The organism is Pseudomonas rustica, from assembly GCF_018336155.1.
GTDB lineage: Bacteria > Pseudomonadota > Gammaproteobacteria > Pseudomonadales > Pseudomonadaceae > Aquipseudomonas > Aquipseudomonas rustica.
In genome coordinates, this window is the sequence record NZ_JAGYHF010000011.1 from 167,570 (window position 1) to 194,038 (window position 26,469).

26 protein-coding genes and 4 tRNA genes are annotated in these 26,469 nt (G+C 58.8%); 17 read left to right on the forward strand and 13 right to left on the reverse strand.

Annotated features, from left to right (window positions below; translation table 11 throughout):
* The first annotated feature begins 59 nt into the window (after window positions 1-59).
* From KFS80_RS21260 to thiO, 7 genes are read left to right on the forward strand one after another with little or no spacing between them, the layout of a single operon-like run.
* Window positions 60-533 carry a GspH/FimT family pseudopilin gene (locus KFS80_RS21260; protein WP_212545803.1) on the forward strand — a complete coding sequence of 158 codons (474 nt, stop codon included), beginning with the start codon at window positions 60-62 and terminating at the stop codon, window positions 531-533.
* Window positions 530-979, forward strand: a complete 450-nt coding sequence (pilV, locus tag KFS80_RS21265; RefSeq protein WP_053123960.1) for a type IV pilus modification protein PilV — start codon at window positions 530-532, stop codon at window positions 977-979. Before KFS80_RS21260 ends, pilV begins: the two co-directional genes overlap by 4 nt.
* Window positions 976-1,689 carry a PilW family protein gene (locus KFS80_RS21270; protein WP_053123958.1) on the forward strand — a complete coding sequence of 238 codons (714 nt, stop codon included), beginning with the start codon at window positions 976-978 and terminating at the stop codon, window positions 1,687-1,689. Before pilV ends, KFS80_RS21270 begins: the two co-directional genes overlap by 4 nt.
* An 11-nt stretch (window positions 1,690-1,700) precedes the next feature.
* Window positions 1,701-2,180: a pilus assembly PilX family protein gene (locus tag KFS80_RS21275; protein WP_212545804.1), complete on the forward strand. Its 480-nt coding sequence runs from the start codon at window positions 1,701-1,703 to the stop codon at window positions 2,178-2,180.
* Window positions 2,167-5,250 carry a pilus assembly protein gene (locus tag KFS80_RS21280; protein ID WP_212545805.1) on the forward strand — a complete coding sequence of 1,028 codons (3,084 nt, stop codon included), beginning with the start codon at window positions 2,167-2,169 and terminating at the stop codon, window positions 5,248-5,250. Before KFS80_RS21275 ends, KFS80_RS21280 begins: the two co-directional genes overlap by 14 nt.
* Before the next feature lie 15 nt (window positions 5,251-5,265).
* Window positions 5,266-5,667 carry a type IV pilin protein gene (locus KFS80_RS21285; protein WP_159815269.1) on the forward strand — a complete coding sequence of 134 codons (402 nt, stop codon included), beginning with the start codon at window positions 5,266-5,268 and terminating at the stop codon, window positions 5,665-5,667.
* A gap of 57 nt (window positions 5,668-5,724) precedes the next feature.
* A complete protein-coding gene (gene thiO / locus KFS80_RS21290; protein ID WP_212545806.1) occupies window positions 5,725-6,825 on the forward strand; it encodes a glycine oxidase ThiO in 1,101 nt (366 codons plus the stop codon).
* 89 nt (window positions 6,826-6,914) lie between these two features.
* On the opposite strand, the gene KFS80_RS21295 is transcribed toward thiO, so the two are convergent.
* The 4 genes from KFS80_RS21295 to KFS80_RS21310 all read right to left on the reverse strand — a co-directional run bounded on the left by KFS80_RS21295 (window position 6,915) and on the right by KFS80_RS21310 (window position 11,217).
* Complete coding sequence (locus tag KFS80_RS21295; protein ID WP_053123950.1) at window positions 6,915-8,261, reverse strand: sigma-54-dependent transcriptional regulator; 1,347 nt, start codon at window positions 8,259-8,261, stop codon at window positions 6,915-6,917.
* Complete coding sequence (locus tag KFS80_RS21300) at window positions 8,258-9,844, reverse strand: sensor histidine kinase (protein ID WP_212545807.1); 1,587 nt, start codon at window positions 9,842-9,844, stop codon at window positions 8,258-8,260. Before KFS80_RS21300 ends, KFS80_RS21295 begins: the two co-directional genes overlap by 4 nt.
* Window positions 9,834-10,073 carry a PP0621 family protein gene (locus KFS80_RS21305; RefSeq protein ID WP_212545808.1) on the reverse strand — a complete coding sequence of 80 codons (240 nt, stop codon included), beginning with the start codon at window positions 10,071-10,073 and terminating at the stop codon, window positions 9,834-9,836. Before KFS80_RS21305 ends, KFS80_RS21300 begins: the two co-directional genes overlap by 11 nt.
* 127 nt (window positions 10,074-10,200) lie before the next feature.
* Window positions 10,201-11,217, reverse strand: a complete 1,017-nt coding sequence (locus KFS80_RS21310; protein ID WP_053123943.1) for an outer membrane protein assembly factor BamD — start codon at window positions 11,215-11,217, stop codon at window positions 10,201-10,203.
* Between the two features lie 151 nt (window positions 11,218-11,368).
* On the opposite strand from KFS80_RS21310, the gene rluD reads away from it, so the two are divergent.
* The 7 genes from rluD (at window position 11,369) to KFS80_RS21345 (ending at window position 16,456) form a co-directional block, all read left to right on the forward strand.
* Complete coding sequence (rluD, locus tag KFS80_RS21315) at window positions 11,369-12,331, forward strand: 23S rRNA pseudouridine(1911/1915/1917) synthase RluD (RefSeq protein WP_034153865.1); 963 nt, start codon at window positions 11,369-11,371, stop codon at window positions 12,329-12,331.
* Window positions 12,328-13,050, forward strand: coding sequence for a peptidoglycan editing factor PgeF (gene pgeF / locus KFS80_RS21320; RefSeq protein ID WP_212545809.1), 723 nt, complete (start codon window positions 12,328-12,330; stop codon window positions 13,048-13,050). The genes rluD and pgeF overlap by 4 nt, the downstream gene beginning before the upstream one ends.
* Before the next feature lie 130 nt (window positions 13,051-13,180).
* Window positions 13,181-15,745, forward strand: coding sequence for an ATP-dependent chaperone ClpB (gene clpB, locus KFS80_RS21325; RefSeq protein ID WP_212545810.1), 2,565 nt, complete (start codon window positions 13,181-13,183; stop codon window positions 15,743-15,745).
* A 297-nt stretch (window positions 15,746-16,042) separates the two neighbouring features.
* Window positions 16,043-16,118, forward strand: a tRNA-Asn gene (locus tag KFS80_RS21330).
* Between the two features lie 9 nt (window positions 16,119-16,127).
* Window positions 16,128-16,204, forward strand: a tRNA-Pro gene (locus KFS80_RS21335).
* Window positions 16,205-16,209: 5 nt separating this feature from the next.
* A tRNA-Lys gene (locus KFS80_RS21340) sits at window positions 16,210-16,285 on the forward strand.
* A 94-nt stretch (window positions 16,286-16,379) separates the two neighbouring features.
* Window positions 16,380-16,456: transfer RNA gene (locus KFS80_RS21345), tRNA-Pro, on the forward strand.
* 391 nt (window positions 16,457-16,847) lie between these two features.
* Here the strand turns inward: KFS80_RS21345 and KFS80_RS21350 are convergent.
* The 4 genes from KFS80_RS21350 to KFS80_RS21365 all read right to left on the reverse strand — a co-directional run bounded on the left by KFS80_RS21350 (window position 16,848) and on the right by KFS80_RS21365 (window position 19,585).
* A complete protein-coding gene (locus KFS80_RS21350; RefSeq protein ID WP_159815266.1) occupies window positions 16,848-18,146 on the reverse strand; it encodes an NAD(P)/FAD-dependent oxidoreductase in 1,299 nt (432 codons plus the stop codon).
* A gap of 63 nt (window positions 18,147-18,209) precedes the next feature.
* Window positions 18,210-18,383 carry a DUF3094 domain-containing protein gene (locus KFS80_RS21355; RefSeq protein WP_007909875.1) on the reverse strand — a complete coding sequence of 58 codons (174 nt, stop codon included), beginning with the start codon at window positions 18,381-18,383 and terminating at the stop codon, window positions 18,210-18,212.
* Window positions 18,384-18,434: 51 nt separating this feature from the next.
* Entirely contained in the window at window positions 18,435-18,962 is a 528-nt protein-coding gene (locus tag KFS80_RS21360; RefSeq protein ID WP_053123933.1) for an MOSC domain-containing protein, read from the reverse strand.
* Window positions 18,959-19,585 carry a DUF1780 domain-containing protein gene (locus tag KFS80_RS21365; RefSeq protein WP_008078503.1) on the reverse strand — a complete coding sequence of 209 codons (627 nt, stop codon included), beginning with the start codon at window positions 19,583-19,585 and terminating at the stop codon, window positions 18,959-18,961. The genes KFS80_RS21360 and KFS80_RS21365 overlap by 4 nt, the downstream gene beginning before the upstream one ends.
* 180 nt (window positions 19,586-19,765) lie before the next feature.
* On the opposite strand from KFS80_RS21365, the gene KFS80_RS21370 reads away from it, so the two are divergent.
* A complete protein-coding gene (locus tag KFS80_RS21370) occupies window positions 19,766-20,455 on the forward strand; it encodes an energy-coupling factor ABC transporter permease (RefSeq protein ID WP_053123931.1) in 690 nt (229 codons plus the stop codon).
* A gap of 27 nt (window positions 20,456-20,482) precedes the next feature.
* Here the strand turns inward: KFS80_RS21370 and yacG are convergent, their stop codons facing one another.
* From yacG to pilB, 5 genes are read right to left on the reverse strand one after another with little or no spacing between them, the layout of a single operon-like run.
* A complete protein-coding gene (gene yacG, locus KFS80_RS21375) occupies window positions 20,483-20,683 on the reverse strand; it encodes a DNA gyrase inhibitor YacG (RefSeq protein WP_186625120.1) in 201 nt (66 codons plus the stop codon).
* Complete coding sequence (coaE, locus tag KFS80_RS21380; RefSeq protein WP_212545811.1) at window positions 20,680-21,303, reverse strand: dephospho-CoA kinase; 624 nt, start codon at window positions 21,301-21,303, stop codon at window positions 20,680-20,682. The genes yacG and coaE overlap by 4 nt, the downstream gene beginning before the upstream one ends.
* Window positions 21,300-22,172, reverse strand: coding sequence for a prepilin peptidase (locus KFS80_RS21385; RefSeq protein WP_053123925.1), 873 nt, complete (start codon window positions 22,170-22,172; stop codon window positions 21,300-21,302). The genes coaE and KFS80_RS21385 overlap by 4 nt, the downstream gene beginning before the upstream one ends.
* Before the next feature lies 1 nt (window position 22,173).
* On the reverse strand, window positions 22,174-23,391 hold the full coding sequence (locus KFS80_RS21390; RefSeq protein ID WP_053123923.1) for a type II secretion system F family protein: 1,218 nt from the start codon (window positions 23,389-23,391) through the stop codon (window positions 22,174-22,176).
* Window positions 23,392-23,393: 2 nt separating this feature from the next.
* On the reverse strand, window positions 23,394-25,091 hold the full coding sequence (gene pilB / locus KFS80_RS21395; protein WP_212545812.1) for a type IV-A pilus assembly ATPase PilB: 1,698 nt from the start codon (window positions 25,089-25,091) through the stop codon (window positions 23,394-23,396).
* Between the two features lie 226 nt (window positions 25,092-25,317).
* Here pilB and KFS80_RS21400 point away from each other — a divergent pair, with 226 nt between their 5' ends.
* Together KFS80_RS21400 and KFS80_RS21405 are read left to right on the forward strand one after the other, a co-directional pair.
* Entirely contained in the window at window positions 25,318-25,758 is a 441-nt protein-coding gene (locus KFS80_RS21400; protein ID WP_212545813.1) for a pilin, read from the forward strand.
* 305 nt (window positions 25,759-26,063) lie between these two features.
* The gene (locus KFS80_RS21405; protein WP_159815260.1) at window positions 26,064-26,414 is read left to right on the forward strand and encodes a BON domain-containing protein; all 351 of its coding nucleotides are present in this window, start codon (window positions 26,064-26,066) and stop codon (window positions 26,412-26,414) included.
* Window positions 26,415-26,469: the final 55 nt, after the last annotated feature.

Sequence of the window (26,469 nt, forward strand, 5' to 3'; positions counted from 1 at the left end):
GTCGGTTGAATGTTCTAGCGTGTAGAAGCAGGTATAGCCGACGGCAACGGAGGGCATCGATGGATCTTCGTACAAAAGGTTTCACGCTGATCGAGTTGCTGGTGGCGATGGCGATCTTCGTTGTTCTGATCACCCTTGCCGTGCCGGCGTTCACCAAGTCGATCCAGAGCAGCAAGGCCGATACCGAAATGGGCGATCTGCAACGGGCAATCAATTTTGCCCGGCTTGAAGCGATTGATCGTGGCGTGACCACTCGCTTGCGCCCGAGCGCCGGCGGCAGCGTCTGGACGGGCGAATTGGCGGTTTACGACAGTACTGGCACGCCGGCGAATGTATTGCGGGTTGTTCCAGCGATGAGCAGCGGCGCCACTCTGGCGCTACCCTCTGGAGTGACCGCGCTGGATTTCAACAATCTCGGCGGTCTGGCCGCACCGTCCACGGCGGTGGTCATCAGTTACACGCTGGGCACGCAAAGCAGGACGCTGAACGTGTGTTTGAACGGACGAATTCAATTGGGTGGAATTTGCGGATGAGGGCAGGGAGTCAACACGCACAGGAGGGCATGACGCTGATCGAAGTGCTGGTCGCGTTGCTGATTCTGACCGTCGGGTTATTGGGCGCGGCGGCGGTGCAACTGAATGCGCTGAAGTACACCGACAGCTCGCGGATGACCAGTCAGGCCAGTTTTATCGCCTACGACATGATGGATCGCATTCGCGCCAACTCCGGCGCCGACTACACCGTGACGCCGCCGACCTCGGGCAATCTCAGCGTCGCTCGCGATCAGGATCTCTACGATTTCACCACCAACATCATTGCTTTCGGCGGGCCCACCGCTACCGGCAGCATCACCCTCAATCAGCGGGTGTACACCATCACCATCAACTGGAGTGACGCACGGGCCGCCAACACCGCCAGCGCGCCGCGCAGTTTCGTCCTCAGCAGCCGTGCGGCGGTCGATCCGGTGGCCACGCCATGAGGCGCGATAATCGGGGTTTCGGCCTGATCGAATTGCTCGTGGCTCTCGCGCTGGGTCTGATCATCGTGCTGGGTGTCGTGCAGATTTTCATCGCGGCGAAAAATACCTATGTCAGTCAGAACAGCGCCGCCGCGATGCAGGAGGACGCGCGTTTTGTGCTGAGCAAAATGATTCAGGAAATCCGCATGGTCGGCATGTTCGGTTGCCTCGGCACGATTACCGATTCGAGCACGGCCGGGGATTTCAATGCCGCGCAGATCGCTCCGATCGGCTGGGATAACGCCAACCTCAAACTGACGCTGGTGACCGCCGATATCGGCAGCGGTGGTGGCACGCCGACCTGGACGGTGCTCTCCGATTGCCGCAACAGCGCCACGGCGTATACCGGTTTACGAACGGCGGCGACCGGGCAGATTGCCTTTCCGATTCGCCGATTGATCTACAGCTTCAGCAACAACCAGATACTCATGGGCACCGGCAGCGGCACGCCGACCCAGCAGGTGCTGGTGAACAACGTCAGTGCTTTCACCGTTACCTTCGGCCTGGCGAGTTCTGCGACCGATGTGGCCGCTTCAACTTACAGCGCCAACCCCAGCGATCCGGCACGCATCCGCAGTGTGCGCCTGAGCCTGACCCTGCTCGACCCCAACAGCCGGGTCGCCCCACAAACCTTCAACGTGGTTGCCGCTTTGCGCAACCGCTTGCAGTGAGGGCCAGGGTGATGCGGATTTCTCTTCACAACAGGAAGGCCCAGCTCGGCATGGCGTTGCTGGTCAGTCTGGTGTTTTTGTTGTTACTGACGCTGATTGGTTTGTCGTCGATGCAGAGCGCCAACCTGCAGGAAAAAATGGCCGGTAGTGTGAGTTTGCGTAATCAGTCGTTCCAGACTGCGGAAGCGGCGTTGCGGGTGGGCGAAAGCGCGGTGCAGCTCGATACTTACACCTTGGCGGTGTGCAGCGGCACGACGCAATGTGCGCCGCCGGCGGAATCTTCGGTGGTCAGTGCGGCAGGGCTCAATTCCACCTCGGGGGTGACGTGGATCGCGACCGGTAATGGTTTCTATGGTGTGCAAAACATTGGCACCACACTCACGGCGGTGAATGTGCCGAGCAATACCTCGGCAACGTTGTATCGAGTGACCGCCGTCGGCATCGCCGGCACTTCGCGCAGCGTGGTGGAGAGTGTTTATGCGAAGTATTGAGCGCTATGGATCGCTGCTGCTCGGTCTGTTGCTGAGCTTTTATCTGACGGCACCGGCGTATGCGTTCACGCCATCGGACTCGCCGTTGTTAAGTGCAGCCGCGGTTCCGCCAAATGTGATGCTGTTGATCGATGATTCGGGGAGCATGAACAGCATCATCTATGCGTCCGGTTTCAACCCCGCTGACAACCCCACGCCGGCGCGGCAGTGCAACGCCTTGCTCGGCTTGTGTCTGAGTTCGACAGCGATCACCGGTGACACGATCTTTCTGTCGAGCCTGCCGACTTCCGGCTGTTCCGGTGGCGCCTATGCGTTCTACAACAACAGCATCGCGCCGTTGTGCCTGAAACTGCCGGATCCCGTGGGCAGCGGCAACACGCGTTATTCGGGCGATTACATTTCTTACGTGGTCAGTCTGGCCATCAACAACGGCACCCGCGATTTCACCACCGGGGCGATTCCCAACGATTACCGGATCAACGTGGCACGCAACGTATCGACGGCACTGGTGACCAGCAACCGCACCTTGCGAATGGGTCTGTCGACCTTCAATCCGGCCACCAGCAACAACTCCGGCAATGGCGGATACATCGCGCGTTCGATCAGCGATCTGGCCCCGGTCTCCGGCAGCGTGACGCAGGCCCAGGCGGATACCAACTACAACGCGCTGATCTCATCGATCAACGCTTTGAGCGCCGTGGCCAACACGCCGTTGGCGGAAACCTATTACGAGATCACCCGCTACATGCGCGGCATGGCGCCGTACTACAACAGCACGCCAACGACCTACACCAGCCCGATCCAGTATCGCTGCCAGAAAAACTACGGCGTGGTGATCACTGACGGCTTACCCACCTTCGACCGAACTTTCCCGACCAACGATCCGCTGGGCGGCAGTCGTCTACCGAACTGGGATGGCGTCAATAATGACGGCAACAATCTCAATGGTGACGGTGAGGGCGACACGCTGTATCTGGACGACATCGCCAAATTCGCCTTCGACATCGACATGCGTTCGACCGGCACCGACGCGGCGGGCAAGAGCTGGAACGCGGTGGATTTTCCCAAGCAGAACATGAACACCTACACAGTCGGTTTCACAGCGGCCAACGACATGTTGTCGGATGCGGCCAGTTATGGGCAGGGCAAGTATTATCAGGCGACGGACAGCACGGGGCTGAATGCGGCACTGTCGTCGGCGTTGAGTGATATCACTTCCAAGGCGGGCTCCGGCGGCAGCGGCGTCGCCAGCGGCACCACGCTGGCGAGCGGCACCAGCTATTTCCAGACCAGTTACGACCCCAAGGATTGGCGCGGCACCATCAAGTCTTTCGGCTTCACGTCTTCCGGGGCGGTGAATACGTCGACCACGCTTTGGACGACTGATACGACCATAGTGCCCGGAGCGACTGCGCCGACTTACCAATCCTGGAACACCACGAGCAACGCCGCCGTGACGCTGGCTTACGGCAACTTTTCCCCAGCGCAACAAACCACGCTCAGTCAAAGTCTGCCCACTGGAATCACCGGCAATGATCTGGTGGAGTGGAGCAAAGGCACCAACAAAACCGGGCTCAAGGTACGCAGCGTATTGCTCGGCGACATCATCAATTCGCCATTGGTGCTGGCGGCTCCCACGGACAAGACCGCTGCTGACTTGTCCGGCGATAGCACTTATAGCGCTTATCTGACGACCAAAGCCGCGAACATGAACGCCAATCTGGTGGTGAATGCCAACGACGGATTCGTCAACATCATCAACTCGGCCAATGGCACCCGGCGCTACGCCTACATGCCGTCCAGTGTGTTGCCGTCGCTACGGCTGATTGCTGATCCGACCTACATCAATGGCGTCAGCCACAAGTTTCTCGTCGACGGGCAAGTCGGAGTGTTCGACGCGCAGTCCGGCACGGCCTGGAAAACCCTGGCCATTGGTGGCACGGGTGCCGGAGGTAAAACGTTCTACGGGCTGCAGTTGTTTGATGCATCGGCGGGCAATGTGATCAAGGCCTTGTGGGAAGTCAGTGCGCCGACCACCGCCAACAGCGCCAACGCTTTTAATGATCTGGGTTACGCCTACGCCCGACCAGAAGTGGCACGCTTGGCCGACGGTCGCTGGGCGGCGTTTATTTCCAACGGTTACGGCAGCAATTCTGGCGTGGCCGCGTTGTATGTGCTGGATGTACGCGACGGCTCGCTGATCAAGAAGATCGTCATCGACAGCACGGAAACCACCAACGGTTTGTCCTCGGTTAAGCTCAAGGTCAACTCTTCCAATGTCGTGCAGGCCGCGTACGGCGGTGACTTGAAAGGGCGCCTGTGGAAATTCGACCTGAGTGCGACGTCGACCGACAGTTGGGGCGTGGCGTTTTCCGGTAAACCGCTATTCACCACGGCTGGCGGCGCGACTCAGCCGATTACCGCGCAACCGCTACTGGCGGACAACTCAGTCGGCGGCAAACAGATTTTCTTCGGCACCGGAAAATTCAACGAAACGGCCGACAAAACCAACAAGGATTTGCAAGCGTTCTACTCGGTGTGGGATGCCGATGGCGGTTCCGGACAATTGACCGTCAGCAGTTTGCAGGCGCAGGCAGTCACGGGTGTGTTCTCGGGCAGTACCGGGCAATTCGTGAGCACCTCGCAGAATGACACGACGTACCCGGCGGAGAAGGGCTGGTATTTGCCCTTGGTGTATAACAACGCGCTGACCGGCGAGCGGGTGATCAATCAGGCCAGTCTGGTGCTGGGGCGAATCATTTTTACCACCGCCAGCGTCGATACCACTGATCCCTGCTCCAGTTTCGGCACCGGCAAACTGGTCGAACTCGATGCGTTCAGCGGTAAGATGCTCAACTACGCGGTGCTCGATACCAACGCCGATGGCGTGGTCGACAGCAACGACACAATTTCCAGTGGCGTGGTGCTCACCGGCGGTATTCCGACCCTGAACGCCATCGTCAACGGCGCAACCCGCAAGATCGTGAACGACTCCAGTGGCGGCATTACCACACTGGTGGAAAAACCCGGCGGCGGCAGCCGTCGTATCATGTGGCGACAAATACAGTAAGTGAGAGTTTGAGGCATGCGCAGATCCAACCGCGGATTCACCCTGATCGAAATCATGATCGTGATTGCGATTATCGGGATCGTCATCACCATCGCCGCACCGAGCTACACCGAGTACCTGAAAAAGGGCCGCCGCGCCGAAGTGGTGTCATTGCTCTCGGAGCAGGCGCAGTCCCTCGAGCGCTTCTACACCAAGAACAATGTCTACACCGGCATCACCGGGCTAAGCACGGGCAATGATTTCTACACCATCACCCCGACCATCGCTGACCAGACTTTCCTGCTGACCGCGACGCGTAAAACCGGTACGACCATGGCCACCGACAAGTGCGGGGATTTCACCCTGACCAACACCGGTGTCAGAAGCATGAACAACGCGACCACCGGGCTGACCACCAAGGATTGCTGGGGCCGCTGAGGCGCTTTCTTTCGGGCGCCTTTTGCGCCCACTGTCTTTTTTACGGTTGGATCAAACATGACCAGGCAACAGCAAGTGGTGATAGTCGGTGGCGGGGTGATTGGCCTGCTGACCGCCTACAACCTCGCCTCCGAAGTGCGCAGCGTGGTGCTGCTCGATCGTTCGAACCTCGGCCAGGAATCGTCCTGGGCGGGCGGCGGTATCGTTTCGCCGTTGTACCCGTGGCGCTACAGCCCGGCAGTCACCGCACTGGCGCACTGGTCGCAGGATTTTTATCCACAGCTTGGCGAGCGTCTGTTTGCTGATACCGGGGTTGATCCTGAAGTCCACACCACCGGCCTGTACTGGCTGGATCTGGACGATGAAGCCGAAGCGCTCGCTTGGGCTCAACGCGAGAACCGTCCGCTGCGGGCTGTGGATATCTCGGCGGCGCACGATGCGGTGCCGGTACTCGGCGGTGGGTTCGCGCGGGCGATCTACATGGCTGACGTTGCCAACGTACGTAATCCGCGCCTGGTGAAGTCGTTGAAAGCGGCGCTGCAAGCGATGCCGAACGTGACGATTCATGAGCAGTGCGAAGTCAGCGGGTTTGTTCGTGAAGGTGGGCAGGTCATCGGCGTCGAAACCTCCGGCGGCGTGATCAAGGGCGATCAGGTCGTGCTGACGGCGGGTGCATGGAGCGGTGATCTGCTCAAGACGCTGGATCTGACACTGCCGGTCGAACCGGTGAAAGGGCAGATGATTCTCTACAAGTGCGCGGCGGATTTCTTGCCGAGCATGGTGCTGGCGAAGGGGCGGTACGCGATTCCGCGGCGTGACGGGCATATTCTGATTGGCAGCACGCTGGAGCATGAAGGCTACGACAAAACGCCGACCGATGTGGCGTTGGAGAGCCTCAAGGCTTCAGCGGTCGAGCTGATTCCGGCGTTGGCGGATGCTGAAGTGGTCGGGCATTGGGCGGGGTTGCGTCCGGGTTCGCCGGAAGGGATTCCGTACATTGGCCGGGTGCCGGGGTATGAAGGCTTGTGGCTGAACTGCGGGCATTACCGTAACGGATTGGTGCTGGCACCGGCGTCGTGTCAGTTGTTTGCGGATGTGATGTTGGGTCGTGCGCCGATTATTGATCCGGCGCCTTATGCGCCTGCGGGCCGCATTTAAAGCAAGATCAAAAGATCGCAGCCTTCGGCAGCTCCTACCTTGGAATGGGTTTCCTGTAGGAGCTGCCGAAGGCTGCGATCTTTTGCGATCTAATCCAGACCGAGTTTTTTCAGTCTGTACCGCATCGACCGAAACGAAAGACTCAAGCGCTGCGCCGCCGCCGTGCGATTCCAGCGCGTTTCCTCCAGCGCCTGCAAAATCAGCTTCCGCTCAACGTTCTCCAGATAATCTTCAAGATTGTCGATCTGCGTCAGATCCGCAATCCCGCCTTCCGCCGCGCAATTACCCTCGCTCAGGCGTAAATCCCCAGCCTCGATCGTGCGGTTCTCGCACAAGGTGTGCGCGCGTTCGAGCACGTTTTCCAGCTCGCGCACATTCCCCGGAAAGCGGTAATTTTTCAGCGCTTCCAGCGCCTGCGCATGCAAGCGTGCCGCCGGTTGCCCGGTGTCCTTGGCCAGACGCTTGAGCATGTGCGCCGCCAACACTTCAATGTCATCGCGCCGTTCACGCAGGGACGGCACACGCAATTCGATCACGTTGAGCCGGTAATACAGATCCTGCCGAAACCGCTCGGCAGCCACTTCCGCATCAAGATCCTTGTGCGTCGCGCAAAGAATCCGCACATCGACCACGGTTTCCTGCTGCCCACCGACGCTACGCACGGCTTTTTCCTGAATGGCGCGCAGCAGTTTCACCTGCATCGACAGCGGCAAGTCCGCCACTTCATCAAGAAACAAGGTGCCGCCATTCGCCGCCTGAAACAGTCCCGGCTTGTCTTCAACTGCGCCAGTAAAACTGCCTTTGCGATGGCCGAAAAACTCGCTTTCCATCAGTTCCGACGGAATCGCCCCGCAGTTCACCGGTACAAACGGCTGACTCGCGCGTGGCCCTTGTTCGTGGATCAGTCGTGCGACCAGTTCTTTACCGCTGCCGGACTCACCGCTGATGTACACCGGCGCCTGACTGCGGGCGAGTTTGTCGATTTGCTTGCGCAAGCTACGCATCGGCAGGGAGTCACCGAGCAAACGTCGATCAATCGACGTGCACACGGCGCCCGCCACCGGCATGCGCAGCGCGGTGGCGACCAGTTCGCGCAAGCGGGTGAGATCCACCGGTTTGGTGAGGAAGTCGAACGCCCCGGCCTTCAGCGCATTGATCGCCGTTTCGAGGCTGCCGTAAGCGGTGATCATCGCCACCGGCAGTTGTGGATAACGTTGTTGAATGTGCTGCACCAGATCGAGCCCCGTGCCGTCGGGCAGGCGCATGTCGGTCAGACACAGATCGAATTGCTCGCGCTGTAACAGCGCTTGGGCTTCAGCCAGATTGCGGGCGCTGAAGGTGTCGAGTTTCATCCGTCCCAGGGTGATTTCCAGGAGTTCGCGGATATCCGGTTCGTCGTCGACGATGAGGATTTTTTGCCGTGGGCTCGTGTTCAACTTTGTTTCCGTCCGTGAGCAAAAGTGATGCGAAAGCAGCCGCCGCCTTGGCGTGGTTTGAAGTCTAGGCGCGCTTGGTTGCTTTCGCACAGCTCACGGGACAGATAAAGCCCAAGACCGGTGCCCTGGCTGCTGGTGGTGAAGAACGGTTCGAACAGATGCGCCTGCTCATCGACGGGCACGCCGGGGCCGTTGTCCTGCACTTCTAGCACTGCCAGTTGGCTTTCGTTGTCGACAAACAACGCCAGCCAGACCTCGGCCTGCTCGTGCAGCAGGGCGCTGTGGCGCCAGCCATTACGCAGCAGATTGTCGAGAATTTGCGTGAGCTGCGCAGGATCCATCAGCGTGGTGAAATCCCCTGAATTGATCCGCAGATGAATCTGTTGCTGTTCATTGGCCTGCTCGCGGCTTTCGTTGACGAAGTTTTCCAGCCACGGCTTGAGATCCAGCCGTTGCGGTGCGCTTTGCTGGCGGCGGGACAGTTGCAGGACGTTTTCGATGACTCGATTCATGCGTTTGGAGTGATCTTGAATGATCTGCGTCAGACGCCGGTCGGCGCCATCGAGTTCCTCGGATTCACCCAATAGCTGCGCGGCATGGCTGATGGCGCCCAATGGATTGCGGATTTCGTGGGAGATGCCGGCGGTCAGTCGTCCAAGCGCAGCGAGTTTGAGTTGCTGCGCTTGTTGAGCGATTTGCGCGAGGTCTTCGAGAAACACCAGCGTTTGCTGATTCGGGCTTTGTTCGAGGGCGATAAAGCTCGGCTGCAATTCCAGACCGTTGCCGGGAATCTTCAGGCTTTGTGGGCGCAAGGTCGGGTTGTTCAGCCACAGTTGCAGGCGATCGACGAGGGCGGGCGAATAGTCGTCGATCAAATGGCCCTGAAGGTGTGTGCGCGCCAGCAAGGTCTGCGCGCTGTGATTGGCCAGTTGCACGCGGCGTTGCTCGTCGAGTACCAGAATGCCGGTGCGCATGCGTTGCAGGATCAGCGCATTGAGCGCCTCAAGCCCGACGACTTCACTGGCGCGTTGTTCGGCCAGGGTCTCGCTGACTTCAAGCCGACGAATCAACCCTTGCACCAGCAAAGCGGCGGCAAAGCACAGTGCGCCGAGGGTGCCGGCCTGCAGATAATCGTTGGCCGTGAGGGGATGGCTGAAACTCAGCAAGAAGCTTGAGCCGACGATGCCGAGCGCGCCTATGGCAGCGATCAGCAAACCGATGCGCCGGCGCAGCAAGGTGTTGCAGATCGCCACGGAAACGATCAGCAAGTTGCCGATGGCGCTGGCAACCCCGCCGGCGGCGTAGAACAAACCGCACAGCAGCAACACGTCGACCAGCGCCAGGCTGAACAACTGCGCCGGGCGCCGGGTGCTCTCTAGGAACACCACCAGCAGGATATTCAGCACCAGGTACAGCCAACTGCCGCTGCGCAGCAAATCGTCGTCGATCGACGTCAGCAGGCGGTTGTCCATATTGCTGGAGATCAGCAGCACCAGCATGATGCCGACGCTTAAACGGTAGAGGTGATAAAGGCGCAGCAGGCGCTGAGCCTGTTTGCTGTCGGCGTTGGCCTCAGCGATCACGGGGGCCCGGGCCTTGCTCAAGGTGAGCCTGGCTGCAATACCACTGTTGTTGAACGCTCAATGCACGGTCGCGCGGCAGGTGCACGCCGCAGTGGGCGCAACGCACCATCGGCGCGGCGTCCTGTTCGCGAGGGGCGCGATTGGATTGATTGGCGGCGGGCGCCTTGAATTTACGCCACAGCCAGACAGCGGCGAAAATCAGGACGATCCAGAACAATATACGAAGCATGATGAGCGGCTTTCCGACTAATGATCCGGCAGTTTAGCCAAGCTCCCGACAAGCGCACAGCCTATTAACGCGCGGCAATAAAAAAGGGAGATCCTGAGATCTCCCTTTTTTTGTCCATCCGGTGTGATCAGTCGAACACGCCGAAGGTCATGTAGCTGAACCACGAACGGTCAGTGTCGCTCGACTCTGGCTCCGGCTCTTCGATCACGTCGCCGTTTTCGTCTTTAGGCTTCAGCTCGTTCGGGATCGCATCTTTCGCGTCCTGGTACTGCTTCTGCACGTCCTGGTTGGCGCGGGTTTCGCCCGGCGGCAGCGGTGGACGCGACTCGATCAGACCGAGGGTCGCCTTGCTCAGGAACGAACGGTTGTCCGCTTCAGCCACCGAAGGCACGAACTGGCCGTCTTGCAGGCTAGGGTGGTTCGGGTAGTTGAGCTTCAGGGTTTCCAGGCTGGTGTTGGCCAGTTCGTCCAGGTGCAGACGCTGGTAAGCCTCGGTCATCACCGCCAGGCCGTCACCGACCGATGGGGTTTCCTGGAAGTTTTCCACCACGTAACGACCACGGTTGGCAGCGGCTACATAAGCCTGACGGGTCAGGTAATAGTCGGCCACGTGGATTTCGTAGGCTGCCAGCAGGTTGCGCAGATAAATCATGCGCTGCTTGGCGTCCGGCGCGTAGCGGCTGTTCGGGTAGCGGCTGGTCAGCTGGGCGAACTCGTTGTACGAGTCGCGGGCAGCGCCCGGGTCACGCTTGGTCATGTCCAGCGGCAGGAAGCGCGCCAGCAGGCCGACGTCCTGGTCGAAAGAAGTCAGACCTTTCAAGTAGTACGCGTAATCCACGTTCGGGTGCTGCGGATGCAAACGAATAAAACGCTCGGCGGCGGATTTTGCAGCTTCCGGCTCGGCGTTCTTATAGTTGGCGTAGATCAGCTCCAGCTGTGCCTGATCGGCGTAGCGACCGAACGGATAACGCGACTCCAGAGCCTTCAGCTTGGCTGTGGCGCTGGTGTAGCTATTGTTGTCCAGGTCAGTCTGAGCCTGCTGATACAGCTCGGCTTCGCTGAGGTTTTCGTCTACGACTTCCTTCGATGAGCAAGCAGCGGTCAATGCGAGGATGGCGATCAGCAGCAGGTGTTTCACTTGCATGGCGGCTTGCGTCCCTATGACGGCCGCTGTCTTGGGCGGGGCCGTCCTGTTATGATGAGCGCCCCGTTGAAAAGCCTCGGGGCAAAAGACGCCGTATTTAACCACAAGCGCGCAGCCGAAACCAAAAGCTGTGCCGACGCACAGTCAGAGCATGTCCGATAAAATTGAACTTCGCGCAGAGGTGCCGTCCGAATTGGGCGGCCAACGCCTCGATCAAGTCGCTGCCCAACTCTTCGCTGAGCACTCTCGCTCGCGCCTTTCCGCCTGGATCAAAGAAGGTCGCCTGACTGTGGACGGGGCGGTCATCCGCCCTCGCGACATCGTGCACGGCGGTGCCATCCTTGAGCTGACTGCCGAGCAGGAAGCCCAGGGCGAGTGGATCGCCCAGGACATCGAGCTCGACATCGTCTATGAAGACGACGACATTCTGGTGATCAACAAGCCTGCGGGCCTGGTGGTGCACCCGGCTGCCGGTCACGCCGATGGCACGTTGCTCAACGCCTTGCTGCACCACGTGCCGGACATCATCAATGTCCCGCGCGCCGGTATCGTGCATCGTCTGGACAAGGACACCACCGGTTTGATGGTGGTGGCCAAGACCATTCAGGCGCAGACAAAGCTTGTTACTCAATTGCAGAGTCGCAGCGTCAGCCGCATCTATGAGTGCATCGTGATTGGCGTGGTAACGGCCGGTGGCAAGATCAACGCCCCGATCGGTCGCCACGGCCAGCAGCGCCAGCGCATGGCGGTGATGGAAGGCGGCAAGCCTGCCGTCAGCCACTACCGCGTGCTGGAGCGTTTCCGTTCCCACACCCATGTACGGGTGAAACTGGAAACCGGTCGTACTCACCAGATTCGCGTGCACATGTCGCACATCAACTTCCCGTTGGTCGGCGATCCGGCGTACGGCGGTCGTTTCCGCATTCCGCCAGCGGCCAACCCGACGATGGTGGAATCGCTCAAGCATTTCCCGCGTCAGGCCCTGCACGCGCGCTTCCTTGAGCTGGATCATCCGACGACCGGTGAGCGCATGAGCTGGGAATCGCCGCTGCCAGAAGATTTCGTCTGGCTGCTGACCCTGCTCAAGCAGGATCGTGAGGCCTTCATCGGATGAATTGGCTGACGCCGGACTGGCCCGCGCCGGCCAGCGTCAAAGCCTGCGTCACCACCCGCGAGGGCGGTGTCAGCGAGGCGCCGTTCGACAGCCTCAATCTGGGCGATCACGTTGATGATCGTCCTGAGGCAGTTGCCGAAAACCGTCGACGTCTCACCGAACACTTCTCTATACAGCCTGCCTGGTTGCAGCAAGTTCACGGGATTACCGTGGCGCATGCTGATCCGGGCATTGTTGCGACCGCTGATGCGAGCTGGACGGCAACGCCCGGTATTGCCTGCGCGGCGATGACGGCGGATTGCTTGCCGGCATTGTTCTGCGATCGCGCTGGCACTCGCGTGGCGGCGGCCCATGCCGGTTGGCGTGGTCTGGCGGCGGGTGTCCTTGAAGCGACGCTCGATAGCCTCGATATTCCGGCTAACGACGTTTTGGTCTGGCTCGGCCCGGCGATTGGCCCGAAAGCCTTTGAAGTCGGCCCGGAAGTTCGTGAAGTCTTCATAAGTCAGTTGCCGGAAGCGGCAAACGCCTTCGTGCCGAGCGCCAATGCCGGCAAGTTCATGGCGGACATCTATCTGCTGGCGCGCCTGCGTCTGGCAGCCCGTGGAGTCACAGCTATTTATGGTGGCGGTTTCTGCACCGTGACCGATCCGCGCTTCTTCTCCTATCGCCGTGCTTCGCGCACCGGACGCTTCGCCTCCTTAGTTTGGCTCACCCGCTAGACTGTCTGATCTGCATCAACTCTCTGACGCTTGAATCTTCCAGAATCGACCGCATCTATAGGGGTATCTGGCAGGTTTCTTTATTCAGGATGGTTTCTTAGGTCCGGCCTGCTCAAAAGGAAGGTGACTTATGCGAATAGACCGTTTAACCAGTAAATTACAGTTGGCCTTGTCCGACGCCCAGTCGTTGGCAGTCGGCCACGATCATCCGGCGATTGAGCCGGCGCACTTGATGCAAGCCATGCTTGAACAGCAGGGTGGTTCGATCAAACCTCTGCTGATGCAGGTGGGCTTCGACGTCAACAGCTTGCGCAAAGAGCTGACCAAAGAGCTCGACCAATTGCCGAAAATCCAGAACCCGACTGGCGACGTCAACATGTCGCAGGATCTGGCACGCCTGCTCAATCAGGCTGATCGTCTGGCGCAGCAGAAGGGTGACCAGTTCATTTCCAGCGAACTGGTGTTGCTCGCGGCAATGGACGAGAACAGCAAGCTCGGCAAGTTGTTGCTCGGCCAGGGCGTGAGCAAAAAAGCTCTGGAAAACGCGATCACTAACCTGCGTGGCGGCGAAGCGGTAAATGACGCCAACCACGAGGAGTCGCGTCAGGCGCTGGATAAATACACCGTCGACCTGACCAAGCGCGCCGAAGACGGCAAGCTCGATCCGGTGATTGGCCGTGATGACGAAATTCGTCGCACCATTCAGGTTCTGCAACGCCGCACCAAGAACAACCCGGTGCTGATCGGTGAACCTGGCGTGGGTAAAACCGCGATTGCCGAAGGTCTGGCCCAGCGCATTATCAACGGCGAAGTGCCGGACGGCCTTAAAGGCAAACGTCTGCTCTCGCTGGACATGGGCGCGCTGATCGCCGGTGCCAAGTATCGCGGTGAGTTCGAAGAACGCCTGAAGTCGCTGCTCAACGAGCTGTCGAAGCAGGAAGGGCAGATCATTCTGTTTATCGACGAACTGCACACAATGGTCGGCGCCGGTAAGGGCGAAGGTTCGATGGACGCTGGCAACATGCTCAAGCCAGCACTGGCTCGCGGCGAGTTGCACTGCGTTGGCGCGACCACGCTTAACGAGTACCGCCAATATATAGAGAAGGACGCGGCGCTCGAGCGACGCTTCCAGAAAGTCCTGGTGGATGAGCCGAGCGAAGAAGACACCATCGCGATCCTGCGCGGCCTTAAAGAGCGTTATGAGGTTCACCACAAGGTGGCGATCACCGACGGTGCGATCATCGCGGCGGCGAAGCTCAGCCATCGTTACATCACTGACCGGCAGTTGCCGGACAAGGCCATCGACTTGATCGACGAGGCCGCGAGCCGCATCCGCATGGAAATCGATTCCAAGCCGGAAGTGCTCGATCGTCTGGAACGTCGCCTGATTCAGTTGAAGGTGGAATCGCAGGCGCTGAAGAAAGAAAGCGACGAAGCGGCGATGAAACGTCTGGAGAAACTTCAGGAAGAAATCGTCCGCCTCGAACGCGAGTATTCCGATCTGGAAGAAATCTGGAACTCGGAGAAAGCCGAGGTGCAGGGTTCTGCACAGATTCAGCAGAAGATCGAACAGTCGCGTCAGGAACTGGAAGCGGCACGCCGTAAAGGCGACCTGAACCGCATGGCCGAGTTGCAGTACGGGGTGATCCCGGATCTGGAACGCAGCCTGCAAATGGTCGATCAGCACGGCAAGAGCGAAAATCAGTTGCTGCGCAGCAAGGTGACTGAGGAAGAGATTGCTGAGGTTGTGTCGAAATGGACCGGCATCCCCGTGTCGAAAATGCTCGAAGGCGAGCGCGACAAGTTGATGAAGATGGAAAGCCTGTTGCACAAACGTGTGATTGGTCAGGAAGAAGCCGTGGTCGCCGTGGCCAACGCCGTGCGACGGTCACGAGCCGGGTTGTCTGACCCGAATCGTCCAAGCGGCTCGTTCATGTTCCTCGGCCCGACCGGTGTCGGTAAAACCGAGCTGTGCAAGGCGCTGGCCGAATTCCTCTTTGATACTGAAGAGGCGATGGTGCGGATCGACATGTCCGAGTTCATGGAGAAACATTCCGTGGCTCGCTTGATCGGTGCGCCACCAGGATATGTCGGCTACGAAGAGGGCGGTTACCTGACCGAGGCTGTGCGTCGCAAGCCTTATTCGGTGATCCTGCTGGACGAAGTCGAGAAGGCGCACCCGGATGTGTTCAACATCCTCCTGCAAGTGCTTGAGGATGGTCGCCTGACCGACAGCCACGGCCGTACGGTGGACTTCCGCAACACGGTGATCGTGATGACCTCCAACCTTGGCTCTGTACAGATCCAGGAACTGGTCGGTGATCGTGAGGCACAGCGTGCAGCTGTAATGGACGCGCTGACGTCGCACTTCCGGCCGGAGTTCATCAACCGGGTCGACGAAGTGGTGATCTTTGAGCCTCTGGCACGGGATCAGATCGCGGGCATCACCGAGATCCAGTTGGGTCGCTTGCGTACGCGTCTGGCTGAGCGTGAGCTGAAGCTGGAACTGAGCCCGGAAGTCATGGATAAGCTGATTGCGGTGGGCTACGACCCGGTCTATGGCGCACGTCCGTTGAAACGTGCGATCCAGCGCTGGATCGAAAACCCGTTGGCGCAGCTGATCCTGTCGGGGCATTTCCTGCCAGGTGACACGGCAACCGGCGTGGTTGAGAACGACGAAATCGTTTTCAACTAAGTCCAAACGCCAATGAAAATTGGCAGGCCCCACATTGTGGGGCCTTTTTTTTCGTTAGGCTGTTGAACTCAAAGGAAAAGGCTTGTAAAGTGCGCCCCGCAGTCAGTCGCCAAGACGGTTTCAACTCACTGAGCTGAAATCTGAAATAAGTTGCAAATCATTAACTTGAAAGCAATTTAGGGGGTTGACAGAGGTGTTCTAGGTTGTAGAATAGCGCGCCTCAGACACACGAACGCAGCGATGCGAACGAGTGACTGGAAGCAGTAAGTTTCACCGTTGTAAATTGAAATATGTAGTTCCGTGATAGCTCAGTCGGTAGAGCAAATGACTGTTAATCATTGGGTCCCAGGTTCGAGTCCTGGTCACGGAGCCAATTTCAAGCCGGGGTATAGCGCAGTCCGGTAGCGCGCCTGCTTTGGGAGCAGGATGTCAGGAGTTCGAATCCCCTTACCCCGACCATTTTTGGGTCGTTAGCTCAGTTGGTAGAGCAGTTGGCTTTTAACCAATTGGTCGTAGGTTCGAATCCCACACGACCCACCATTTTTGAAACCAGTTAACGCTGGAATCGAATCTTAAGATCAGAGGCCAAAAGCGCTGATCGAAGAAGGCGACTGAAAGGTCGCCTTTTTTTTACCGGGGTATAGCGCAGTCCGGTAGCGCGCCTGCTTTGGGAGCAGGATGTCAGGAGTTCGAATCCCCTTACCCCGACCATATTAAAAATCCTCGTATCGAAAGATACGGGGATTTTTTTTGTCCGCGAAAAACCTCAGCCACCTTCAGCAATCTCGAGGAGAAGAATTGTCTGTGTGTAACCCAGATCCACTGTAGGAGCTGCCGCAGGCTGCGATCTTTGGCTTTTAAGGGTTACAGCAGTTCAAAGCTCTGCTGCGTCAAGTCCTGTGAACCCAGGCCGATCAGAGCGAGATCAAAAGATCGCAGCCTTTGGCAGCTCCTACATTGATTGCGGTTGTCTGGCGGTTTTATGGGCAGCGCAAAAAAAAGTGGGAGCCAGCCTGCTGGCGATGGCGGTAGCACAGTCGAAATCAATGTCGACTGACACATCGCTTTCGCGAGCAGGCTCACTCCCACAGTTTTTAGATCATCAATGCAGCTTCAGGCGTGGCTCAGTCCCGCGACCAATCTTGCTGCCCAGCATCAGCATCGCCGTGCGGAACGGCCCGTACAGCGCCATCTGGTGCATGCGGTACAGCGAGACGTAAAACATCCGCGCCAGCCAGCCTTCGAGCATCACGCTGCCTGTCAGGTTGCCCATCAAGTTACCCACAGCCGAGAAACGCGACAGCGAGATCAGCGAGCCGTAGTCGGTGTACTTGTACTCCGGCAGGGTTTTGCCTTCGATGCGCAGCTTCAGCGATTTAGCCAGCAACGACGCCTGTTGGTGCGCCGCTTGTGCACGCGGCGGTACGTTGCGATCCGAACCCGGTTGTGGGCAGGCCGCGCAGTCACCGAAGGCGAAGATGTTTTCATCGCGGGTGGTTTGCAGCGTCGGCAGCACTTGCAGTTGGTTGATGCGGTTGGTTTCCAGACCATCGATGTCCTTGAGGAAACCCGGCGCGCGAATCCCGGCGGCCCAGACTTTCAGACTGGCCTTGATCTCGTTGCCGTCGGCAGTGATCAGGCTGTCCGCCGTCACTTCGCTGACCGAGGCGTTGGTCATCACATTGACCCCAAGTTTCTCCAGGGTCTTGTGCACCGGCCCGCTGATGCGCTCCGGCAGGGCAGGCAGCACCCGTGGCCCGGCTTCGATCAGGGTGATGTGCATGTTTTCCGGTTTGATCCGATCCAGCCCATACGCCGCCAGTTCATGCGCCGCGTTGTGCAGCTCTGCCGCCAGCTCAACGCCAGTGGCGCCAGCACCCACGATCGCCACGCTGATCTGCTCGACCACATCGGTTTGCCCGGCATGTGCGCGCAGATAGTGGTTAAGCAATTGCTGATGAAAACGCTCGGCCTGTTTGCGGGTGTCGAGGAACAGGCAGTGCTGCGCCGCGCCCTGAGTGCCGAAATCGTTGGTGGTGCTGCCGACGCTGATGACCAGCGAGTCGTACTGCACTTCCCGCGCCGGTACCAGTTCGACGCCGTTTTCGTCATAGGTCGCGGCCAGCTGGATTTTCTTCTGCGCGCGATCGAGCCCGCTCATGCGCCCCAGCTGAAACTCGAAGTGGTTCCATTTGGCCTGGGCAACATAGTTGAGTTCGTCTTCGGAGGAGTTCAGCGATCCGGCGGCCACTTCGTGCAGCAACGGCTTCCAGATGTGCGTCAGGTTGGCGTCGACCAGCATCACACTGGCGGTGCCGCGTTTGCCCAGAGTCTTACCCAGACGGGTAGCCAACTCCAGACCGCCGGCGCCGCCGCCGACAATAACAATACGATGGGACATAGGGATAACTCGCAAGGTTTTTAAAGGAAATCGGTGCGGTTACCCAAGCGAGCGCCAAGCTGCTCATAGCGTCAGGTAACTGATAAATCGGCTCAACAGGCCCAGACCAATGGTCACTGCCAGCACCAGCACGAGGAGCATCCACGGCCGGAAAGGCCGGCGCTCGACTCGGTGTTGGGACAGTTGCAGGTACTCTTCGACATGTTTCTGGTCTTCGGGGTTCAGGCGGCTGGTCATAAATGCCTCGTCAGGTAGACGTTGCTGAATGGGCAGAAGCTACAGCGGTTTTTATCCGGGGTTGAACGCAGCATAGCCGCTGTCCGGAACCGGCTCGACAGACACGCCATCATCGAGGCGAATTATCCCGCTTTGTAACACCCGCGCGGTAATTCCGCCATGCCCGCGCACCGCTTGAAAGGTGCCGGGGCCGAGGTTGTTCTGCAAGCGTGCGCAGGGCTGACACCAACCGGTGGTTTCGAAGATGGCCTGACCGATGCGAAAGCGCCGACCTTTCAGGCTAAACAAATTGATACCGCTGATAACGAGATTGCGCCGCAGATCTTCAGGCTTGACCGGTTGATCGTCGGGGCGGCCCATCAATGCGTTGATCACCGCCAGATGCTCCCACTGAATCAGCGTCACCTGCCGCGCATTACGCACACCGGGGCGTGCATGATCGCCGGTTAGCCCGGCCTCAAGTCGTGCCTCGACGGCATCCAGCTCAATCATCGGCCCACGAGACTCCGGACGCACACCGATCCAGCGCACACGTCCGGTTTGCGGCACATCGGCGATCAACTGCTGAAGCGGCGTCACAGGCTGATCCCCACATCAAAAACGATACTGCGACCAAGGTTGCTGCGCAGAAAATCCGGCGCATCCGGATGGGCGAACAGCACGCGGGCGAAGGTCGGGCCGACCAGCGACAGCGAGCGCCAGCCCTGACGCAAATATTCGGTGGGCGGCGGGAAGTGGCTGTTCAAGTCGAGCACTTCGCGCTTGAGGCTGGCGAAGGCAATGATGTCCAGCTCACCCAGATCCATGCCGCGTTCTTTGTAGTTGTGGGCTTTTTTACGCAAGGTCGGCGCCAGTCGCATAAGGAATTCATTGGCCGGGATGCGCTTGGGCTTGGCTTCACGGCGCACCAGTTGGCTGAGGGAAAACGCGCTGCGCCGACGCTGCAGTTCGTCGCGCCATTCATCGTTGAGGCGACGGCCTTCATCAAGAACGAAGAACACTTCGAAATTGGCATCACGAAACAATACGTCCGGCGGCTCACCGGCCGGGGCGAACTCGTCGGCGCGATAGGGGATATTCAAGCCTTGCAGCAGGCGCTGGCAGACCCAACGCTCACGCTCCCATTTGCGGGCATTGGACAGGAACGCGTTGGCTTGCTCGGCCGCGATGGTCAGCAGGCGTAAATAATCTGAGTCATCCATAGGCCCAAGCTTAGCGTTCAAATGCGACAAGCAGAAAGCTTTGCTTGAACCGCCCGTTCACCTCGCCCTTGTAGGAGCTGCCGAAGGCTGCGATCTTTTGACTGTAAAAAGAACAAGATCAAAAGATCGCAGCCTGCGGCAGCTCCTACGGGGGGATGTGCGCAGAAAGGTGAGGGAGTCATGATTGGAGCTGAACTGCTGTCGACGGCAAGCCTGACGCTCGGCTGGCTGATTTACCTGCCGGTGCTGCTCTGGGCGATCGTGCGTGCGCCGTGGGTCGAGTTGTTCAGTGACAGCCGCCGTCAGCATTTGCTGTTCGGCACGGTGTTCGCGTTGTTTCTGCTGTGGCTGGTGCGCAGGGATTTCGACACCGGCGTGTCGTATCACTTTATCGGCATGACCGCAGTGACCTTGCTGCTGGACTGGCCGCTGGCGATTGTCGGCGGGCTGGTGGCGCAGATCGGTCTGGTGTTGCTCGGGCGTCAGGATCTCGCGGCGATGGGGGTCAACGGCTCGCTGTTTATTCTGCTGCCGGTGCTGATCACCGAGTGCGTGGCAATACTCGTCGAGCGTGCACAACCGCGTAATCCCTTCGTGTATATCTTCTGTTCGGGGTTTCTGGCTGCCGCGCTGTCGGCGTTGGTTTGCCTGCTGCTGAGTCTGACGCTGCTGTGGTACGACGGCGTCTTCGCCATGCCGGAATGGCTGGAAGATTTCATCGGTTACCTGTGGCTGATCATTTTCCCCGAGGCGTTTATCAACGGCATGGTCATTAGCGCGCTGGTGGTCTTCAGCCCGGAATGGCTGGAGACCTTCAATCGCACACGCTACCTTTCGGCGCCGTGGAAGGACGACGATCCCAAGCGTTGATCCCCAGCAGATCTGCCCTCATCGCGATCAGTGACGAGGATCGAAATCGCCGGAAAACAGTTCGTCTTCAGCGTCCGGCGCGACCGGAATCTTGTGTTCTTCCGACGCCCAGGCGCCGAGATCGATCAGTTTGCAGCGCGCGGAGCAGAACGGACGAAATTCGCTTTCAGGTGTGAATTCCACGGGGGCGCCGCAGGTTGGGCATTCAACGGTAGGAATCTGGCTCATGCTTGGCCTCCGGATAAAGTCAGGTAAAAGTGATGCAGACGCTCGACTTCGCTGTGCAGCCAGGCGAGGTCGCGGGCGTTGACCACCACGTCGTCGGCGCGGCTCACGCGGTCTTCACGGCTCGACTGGGCCTTGAGGATCGCCTGAACCTGCTGTTCGCTGGTCTGGTCACGCTGCAAGGTGCGTTCGATCTGCAGTTGTTGCGGGGCGTCGATCACCAGAATTCGCTGGGTCATCGCGTATTGCCCGGATTCGATCAACAGCGGCGACACCAGAATCGCGTAAGGCGATTTTGCCAGCGCCAGATGATGAGCGATTTCCTCGCCGATCAACGGATGCAGCAAGGCTTCGAGCCAGCGCCGCTGTTCTGGAATCTCGAAGATCAGTTTGCGCAGGGCCGCACGATCCAGCGTGCCGTCCGCTTGTAACACGCCGGGGCCGAAATGCTCGGCAATCTTTGCCAGCGCCGGCCGGCCCGGTTCGACCACCCAGCGCGCGGCGTGATCCGCGTCGACGACATGAATGCCGAGGTCGATGAAGTGCTGGGCAGCGGCACTTTTGCCGCTGCCGATGCCGCCGGTCAGGCCGAGAATCCAGGGTTTTTCCACAGGGGTATTCATTTCAAACCGACAAACTGCCAATAGAAGTCGGTTATTTGACCACCCCAGAGCAAGGCAATCCAGCCGGCAATTGCCAGATAGGGGCCGAAGGGGATCGGCGTCGAGGTTTCCTGCTGGCGCAGGCGCAGCAAAATCACACCGATGATCGCGCCGACCAGCGATGACAACAGAATGGTCAGCGGCAGAATCTGCCAGCCGCCCCACGCGCCGAGCAGCGCCAATAACTTGAAATCACCGTGGCCGATGCCGTCCTTGCCGGTGAGCAATTTGAACAGCCAGAACACCGACCACAGCAGCAGATAACCGGCCACCGCGCCCCACAGCGCAGCGTGCAATGGCACGAACAAGCCGAAACTGTTGACGATCAATCCCAGCCACAACAAGGGCAGCACCAACACATCGGGCAGCAATTGATGCTCGGTGTCGATCAGGCTCATCGCCAACAGACCCCAGGTCAGGAAGATCAGCAGACACGCCTGCCAGCCAAAGCCGAAGTGCCAGGCGATAAATGCCGAGAGCAGGCCGCAGGCCAGTTCGGTCAGCGGATAGCGTTTGCTGATCGGCGCTGCACACGCGGAACAGCGGCCGCGCAGCCACAGGTAACTGAGCAGCGGAATATTTTCCCACGCCCGAATTCGATGCGCGCAGTGCGGGCATTGCGAGTGCGGCAGCATCAGGTTGTAGGTAGGCAGCGGCGTTTCGCCGGGCAGGCCGAGGACGTCCTGGGCCTGCTGGCGCCAATCGCGTTCAAGCATCTTCGGCAGACGCCAGATCAGCACGTTAAGGAAGCTACCGACCACCAGCCCGAGCAACAGCGCGGTGATGACAAAGGCCAGCGGATACAGGGCAAACAGTTCGTCGATGGGCATATCAGATCGCTGAGCCGAGTTGAAAGATCGGTAAGTACATCGCCACCACCAGACCGCCAACAATCACCCCGAGTACCACCATGATGAACGGCTCCATCAGGCTGGTGAGGTTGTCGACCATGTTGTCGACTTCCTCTTCATAGAAACCCGCAACCTTGTCGAGCATCTCGTCGAGTGCACCGGACTCTTCACCAATCGCAGTCATCTGTACGGCCATGTTGGGAAAAATGCCTGTGGTGCGCATCGAAAAATTCAGCTGCATGCCGGTGGAAACATCCTGACGAATACGCAGAATCGCGCGCTTGAACACCACGTTGCCGGCGGCGCCAGCCACCGAGTCCAGCGCTTCAACCAGTGGCACGCCGGCGGCAAATGTTGTCGACAGCGTTCGGGCGAAACGCGCGACGGCGGACTTGTACATCATCGTGCCCACCAGCGGCAGTTTCAGTAGCCAGGTATCGCGCCGATCACGCAACGCCTGAGATTTTTTCAGCGCATGACGGGTGCCGAAAAACGCCGCGATCAGTAAGCCGAGAATCGCCCACCACCATTGCTGCATGAATTCTGAAAGGCTGATCACCATCAGAGTGAAGGGCGGCAGCTCAGCACCGAAACCGGAGAACACTGACTGAAATTGCGGCACCACTTTGACCAGCAGAATCCCGGTGACCACCGCAGCGACCAGTACTACGGCGGTCGGGTAGGTCATGGCTTTCTTGATCTTGGCTTTAAGCGCTTCGCTTTTTTCCTTATAGGTCGCGACGCGCTCCAGCAAGGTGTCGAGGGCGCCGGACTGCTCGCCCGCGTCGACCAGGTTGCAATACAACTCGTCGAAATACTGCGGCTTTTTGCGCAGCGCGGCGGCGAAGCTGTTACCGGCAGCAACTTCCTGCTTCACCTCGTCGACCAGTTTGCGCATGGCCGGGTTATCGAAGCCTTCACCAATGATGTCGAACGACTGCAACAGCGGCACGCCGGCCTTCATCATGGTCGCCATTTGCCGGGTGAACAGGGCGATGTCCTGCGCCTTGATGCGTTTGCCCAGACTCAGCCACGACACGGATTTTTTGCGCACCTTGCCCGGGTTGATCCCTTGTTTGCGCAGCTGCGCCTTGACCAGCGCCGGATTCTGCCCGCTCAGCTCGCCGGTGACTTTGCTGCCTTTGCGATCCGTGCCTTCCCAGGCATAGATGCTGATTTTCGCTGCCTTGACCGCCATGTTCAGTCCTTGGTGACCCGATTGATTTCTTCAAGGCTGGTGATGCCTTGCATGGCCTTGTGCAGACCCGAGGTGCGCAGGTCATCGAAGCCGTCGCGGCGCATTTGACTATCGATTTCCAGTGAGTTGCCTTCGGCCATGATCAACCGTTGCAGCTCGGGTGTGTTTTTCACCACTTCATAAATCCCCACGCGGCCTTTATACCCGCCGTTGCAATGATCGCAGCCGACCGGCTCGTAGATCGTGAAATGACCGATGCGTTCCTCGGGGAAACCTTCCTTGATCAGGGTTTCACGGGGGATCTCGATGGGTTTCTTGCAGTGGCTGCACAATTTGCGCGCCAAGCGCTGGGCAATGATCAGGCTCACCGACGTGGCGATGTTGAAACCGGGAATGCCCATGTTGTGCAGACGCGTGAGGGTTTCCGCGGCGCTGTTGGTGTGCAGGGTCGAGAGCACCAGGTGACCGGTCTGCGCGGCTTTGATCGCGATCTCGGCGGTCTCCAGATCGCGGATCTCACCGACCATGATCACGTCCGGATCCTGACGCAGAAACGAGCGCAATGCCTGAGCGAAGTCGAGGCCTTGGCGCGGATTGACGTTGACCTGATTGATGCCTTCCATGTTGATCTCCACCGGGTCTTCAGCGGTGGAGATATTGATGTCGACGGTGTTGAGAATATTCAGCCCGGTGTACAGCGACACGGTTTTCCCCGAACCGGTAGGGCCGGTGACCAGAATCATTCCCTGTGGCTGCTTGAGTGCGGCCATGTACAAGTCTTTTTGCGCTGGCTCATAGCCGAGCGCGTCGATACCGATCTGCGCGCTGGACGGGTCGAGAATCCGGATCACCACTTTTTCGCCCCAAAGGGTCGGCAGCGTGTTTACGCGGAAGTCGATCGACTTGCTCTTCGACAGGCGCATCTTGATCCGCCCGTCCTGCGGTTTGCGCCGCTCGGAGATGTCGAGGCTGGCCATGACTTTCAGGCGCGCAGCGATGCGCCCGGCCAACTGGATCGGTGGTTTCGCCACTTCGCGCAGAATGCCGTCGGTGCGCACGCGCACGCGGTAGTTTTTTTCGTAGGGTTCGAAGTGCAGGTCGGAGGAGCCGCTTTTGATCGCGTCGAGCAGCATCTTGTGCACGAAACGCACGACCGGCGCATCGTCGGCATCCGGGCCCATGCTCTCCTGTTTAGCATCGTCGACGGCCTCGACATCGAGGCCGTCGAGGTCGACGTCGGCCATGTCTTCGAGCCCCGAGGCGTGGGTGTCGAAGAACTTTTCGATGGCATCGGTGAGCTTGTCGTCCTCCACCAGAATGGCTTCGGTGTTCAGCCCGGTGCTGAACTGAATGTCGTTGATCGCCTGATGATTGCTCGGGTCGGAAATGCCCACGAACAGTTTGTTGCCGCGCCGCCACAAGGGCAGGGCGTGGTGCTGGCGCACCAGTTTTTCGCTGACCAGGCCTTTGGGCTGGGTTTCCTTGTCCAGACAATTGAGGTCGAGGAACGCCATGCCGAAGTGTTCCGAGGCGATCTCGGCGACCTGCCAGCTCTTCACCAGTTTGTTCTGCACCAGGTAGCTGACCAGCGATAGCCGATTGCGCTGGGCCTGTTGCCAGGCTTGTTGGGCGCTTTTTTCCGTGAGCAGTTCGGCCTGCACCAATTGCTTGGCCAGACCGCTCAGAGCGATGTCATTCATGGGGATTCCGCACGCTTGCCGTTCATGACTTATAGCCTAGTCAACCGGCAGCGCCAAACATGCCGGGCGCAGGTGACAAAAAGTGTCAGATAGTGCGGTCAGAGGTTGTAGGAAACGGCGTCACGATCGCTGTGCGCCCAGCGTGCGGGGTCTGGCGGCCGTTGGCATGGGCTATGCTGCGTCCCTTGCAGATCATGAGATTTCGACTCATGCATGGAGCGTGTCTATGAAAAAACAACAAGGTTTTACGCTGATCGAACTGCTGATCGTAGTGGCGATCATCGGGATTCTGGCGACCATTGCCCTGCCGCAGTACACCAAGTATCAAGCGCGGGCGAAGGTCACGGCGGGTCTGGCGGAAATCAGCGCGCTGAAGATTCCGTTTGAAGACACGATTAACCAAGGGACTGACCCAACACTTGCGCTAGTCGCCGGCAACACTACGTTCACCACCACTAACTGCGGGAAAGTAGAGGCGTCAGGTACTGCCTCATCCGGGGCAGGCAGTATCGTTTGCACACTCGCTAACGCACCCGCTCCGGTGCTGGGCAAAACGATCACGCTAGCTCGCTCTTCCGGGACCGGCTCGGCAGCAGGTGTCTGGAGCTGCACTTCGACGGTCAACGCCGATTACGCGCCTAAAGGCTGCCCAGGTAGCGGTACTTAATAGCGATCCTACATTGACCTTCGACTGAAACATGCCCCGTTTACGGGGCATTTTCTTTGGCCGGGGCTAAATAAAAGCTTCAATAATTTCAGCGTCTTAGGAACTTTCCAAAAAACCGCAACTTGCATGCGATTTATCTGCAAGTCATGCAAATTGCATGAATCCGGGAATTTACATTTTTACTAAACTATTGATTCATAAGGTTTTTATGTCGTCGAAAAAGTTGGCACAGCGTTCGCAATGTATATGGCAACCCTGCTGACAAGACACGCAGCAGACTTTCCAGAAAAACAGGAGTTACTCGTATGAAGAAGTTCGCTATCACTGCCGCTGCTGCTACCGCGCTGACCCTGACCATGGCTTCCGGCGCATTCGCCCAAACCACTCAGACTGCTCCAATGACTTTGGCTGCTGGTGAAGTTACCCAAGCTAAAGAAGCTACTTCCGATACCTGGATCACCACCAAAGTCAAAAGCGACCTGGTTACCGAAAAAGGCATCCCAGGCACCGACATCAAAGTAGAAACCAACAAAGGCGTTGTTTCGCTGTCGTCGACTGTAGCTGTCACCGAAGCTCAGAAAACCACCGCCGTTAACATCACCAAGAAAATCAAAGGCGTCAAAGCGGTCTCCGCTGACGGCCTGAAAGCCGAGTAAGGCTAAGGCTTCTCGCCTGAACCGGGAGAAGACGCGACAGGCGGGCCGAGCAATA